This is a genomic window from Dietzia timorensis, assembly GCF_020742175.1.
Classification (GTDB): Bacteria; Actinomycetota; Actinomycetes; order Mycobacteriales; family Mycobacteriaceae; genus Dietzia; species Dietzia timorensis_A.
Genome location: NZ_DYXM01000045.1, coordinates 1 through 3,118, shown reverse-complemented (window position 1 = coordinate 3,118; position 3,118 = coordinate 1). Strand labels below are relative to the sequence as shown.

3 protein-coding genes are annotated in these 3,118 nt (G+C 66.8%); all 3 read right to left on the bottom strand.

Translation table 11 applies throughout. From position 1 onward, the window contains the following. A partial coding sequence (locus K8V11_RS02210; RefSeq protein WP_303910582.1) for a YdcF family protein occupies positions 1–1,036 on the bottom strand: 1,036 nt, incomplete at its 3' end. Positions 1,037–1,115: 79 nt separating this feature from the next. Beyond that, entirely contained in the window at positions 1,116–2,663 is a 1,548-nt protein-coding gene (locus tag K8V11_RS02205) for an AMP-binding protein (RefSeq protein ID WP_303910581.1), read from the bottom strand. Positions 2,664–2,779: 116 nt separating this feature from the next. Continuing rightward, the coding region (locus K8V11_RS02200; protein ID WP_303910580.1) for a hypothetical protein at positions 2,780–3,118 on the bottom strand (339 nt) is incomplete at its 5' end.

The following is a 3,118-nucleotide window of genomic DNA, read 5'->3' as shown; positions in this document are numbered from 1 at the left end:
ACGCCCAGGTAATCACGGCGATTACCGCCCACACGAGGACGTTCCACCTGCGGTAATGCACGAGCGTCGCGACGAACTCCCGCAAGAACGCGGCGGGAAGATAATAGGCGGCCGTGTGCGCCCCGACGACCTGCGCCGGCACACCGATGCGGCGGGTCAGCGAGGCCGTGCGGAGAACGTGGAAATTGCTGGTCGCCACCGCGAGCGAGCTCGAGTCGATGCCGCGGGCGTGCAGGATCTCGACGGTGTTGCGCAGATTCTCCTCGGTCGTGGTGGACGTGTCCTCGAGGACGATCCGGTCGTCGGGGACGCCGGCTTCGAGCGCATAGCGCGACATGGCCTCGGCCTCGGAGATCACTTCGTCTGAGCCCTTGCCGCCGGACACCACGAACAGAGGATCCGAACCGTTTTCGCGCAGTCGGTGGAACACCTCGATGCCGCGGTCGAGGCGTGAGGCGAGCAGTGGCGTCACCTTCTCTCCGGCGAGCCCGGCACCGAGCACGACGACAGCCCCGGCCTCGCGCGAAAGCCCGAGCCGCCCGTAATAAAAGGCATAAAGCGTGTACCCGGCAAGCTCGACGATGATCATCAACGCCGGCAGGACCAGGCACGGGAACACGACGACGAGCAGTACGAGCATCCACGCCATCGACAGCTCGCCCGAGATGAGCACGATCAGCGACACGCACCCCGCAAGGCCAGCGAGCAGCAGCGTCGCCACCGCTGCCGGCACGAGAGTCACCAGCCGAAAGCCCTCTTTGCGCACCACGGAGCCGGTATTGACCAGCAGGAAGAGGGCCGCGGAGATCACACCGAGGACCGCGAGGAACGGCGGACCGAAGCTGACGATGTCCCGGATTGCCTGGCGATCCGACTGCTGTATCGCGAACGACACCGCGAAAAGCCACGTGAGGAAAAGGCACCCGACGATGAGCAGTCCGTGACCGGTGCGCCGAGGCTCGCGAATGATCTGCCAGATAGCGCCCGACCACGCGACCACGGTGAGAACACCGAGGATGCTCAGATAAATCGCCACGTGCGCACGCCCTTCGCGTCGGGTGTCTGTACGCGGGTAACCCTACGCATCGTCCGCCGGGCATGCCGACGAAACGACTCTACTTCCGTAGCGCGGATTCCGAGCGCCACGCGCTCTCGAGCACCTCGGCCCTGTCGATCCCGCGCTTGAGGGTCTTGCCCGTCGCACCCTTGGGCAGCTGATCGACGAACGAGATAAGCCGCGGCACCTTATACGCCGACAGGTGTTCGCGGCACAGGGCCTCGAGATCCTCCGGCGCGACCTCCTCACCTGGCTTGATTACGACGCACGCCGCGACCTCCTCGCCATACTTCTCGTCGGGTACGCCGATCACCGCGGCCTCGAGCACGGCCGGGTTCTGGTAGAGAATGCTCTCGACCTCGGCCGGGTAGACGTTGTATCCGCCGCGGATGATCATGTCCTTCACGCGGTCGACGATGCGCAGGTCGCCGTCGGCATCGCGGAGGCCGATATCGCCGGTCCGGAACCAGCCGTCCTTCGAGATCGCCGCGTCGGTATCGGCGGGGCGATTCCAGTAGCCGGCGGTGATCTGCGGCCCGCGCAGGAACACCTCGCCCGGCTCGTCCGCGCCGAGCTCTCGGCCGTCGAAATCGCGCACCGACAGCTCGATTCCCTGCACCGGGGACCCGACGAACCCGACCTTGCGCGGCCCGCCGGGCTGGCTGAACGTTCCCATCGCCGCGGTCTCGGTGAGCCCGTAGCCCTCGAGAACGGTCACCCCGAGCTCGTCCTCGAAGCGGGTAATGATCGATTCGGGCAGCGGCGCGCCTCCGGACACCGCGTACTTGAGCGTCGAGAAATGCTCGGCGCCGACGTCCTCCTCCCCGGCCTGATAGAGCAGGAACATCCACATCGTCGGCACTCCGAGCATCACGGTCAGCCCGTTCTCGGGGATCATCGCCAGCTGGCCCTCGAGGGTCAGCGGATGTAGGAGCGTGAGCGAGCCGCCACCGCGGAGAGTGGGAAGCATGCCGGCGACCTGTCCGAAGCAGTGGAACAGCGGCAGCGCCGTGCCGCAGCGGTCCTCCGCCTCCATCCCGGATGCGGCGATCGCGGAATCTATCGCCGCGCTGAGCCCGCCCACCGTGAGCTGCGTGCCCTTGGGCTTGCCGGTCGTGCCCGACGTGTAGAGGAGGGCGGCGAGATCGGAGTCCGCCCTGTCGATGGGCAGATCCGCGAGCGCGGCGGCGTCTATGGATTGGGGACGTGCGGCGTCATACTCGGTGAGAACGAGGAGGTCGGTGCCCGTTTCGTCGCACGCTTCCTGCAGGCTGGGGCCGTTCTCGTGCCAGCCGATGGCGAGCTTCGCGCCCGAATCGGAGAGGAAATAGGCGAGCTCGTCGCGGGTGGCCATGGTGTTCGCGGCGACGATCGCGCCGCCCGCGGCCTGCACGCCCATGTACGCGACGACGTAGGCGTCGACGCTCGGGCAGCACAGCAGCACGCGGTCGCCGGGGCGCACTCCGCGGTCCCGCAGCCTCTGCGCGAACGCGAGACTCGCGTCGCGCAGGTCCGGGTAGGACGTGGTGTCTTCGCCGTGGCGTAGCGCCACCGCGTTCGGGCGCTGCTCGGCGTTGCGGATGATGTCGTCGATGAGGTTGGCCACGGTGTCCTCCACGTGCGGTGCGGGGTGAGCTTCGTGGACCAAGTATCTCAGTTGGAAGTGACGCGCATCACGTTATTCCGGCTTTCGTGCGCGCAATTCTGTCGGCGGTGTCCGCCTCAGCGGCAGGATTTGCCGGTCATGTCGACCACGGCGTGGGTGCTGCCCTCAGAATGTCCGAACGGCAGGTCCGTCGAGCCTGCTGCGTCGAGCCACGGCTGGTCCGAGCGCAGATGGATGTCCATCTCGATGACACCGTCGCCGCCGTCGACGCGGATGACCCCGTTACTGTTTTGGAAATGCTGGACCACCTGGCCTCGGGCGCCTGTGGTGGTGTTGTGCCAGTCGATCGTCGCGGTGTCGTTCACGGGGAAGAAGAGGATGTCCCAGTTGGGCATCATCGGCATGTAGCGGTCGCGCGCGAGGATCGAGATGTCGGCGACGAGGTCGTGGCGGTC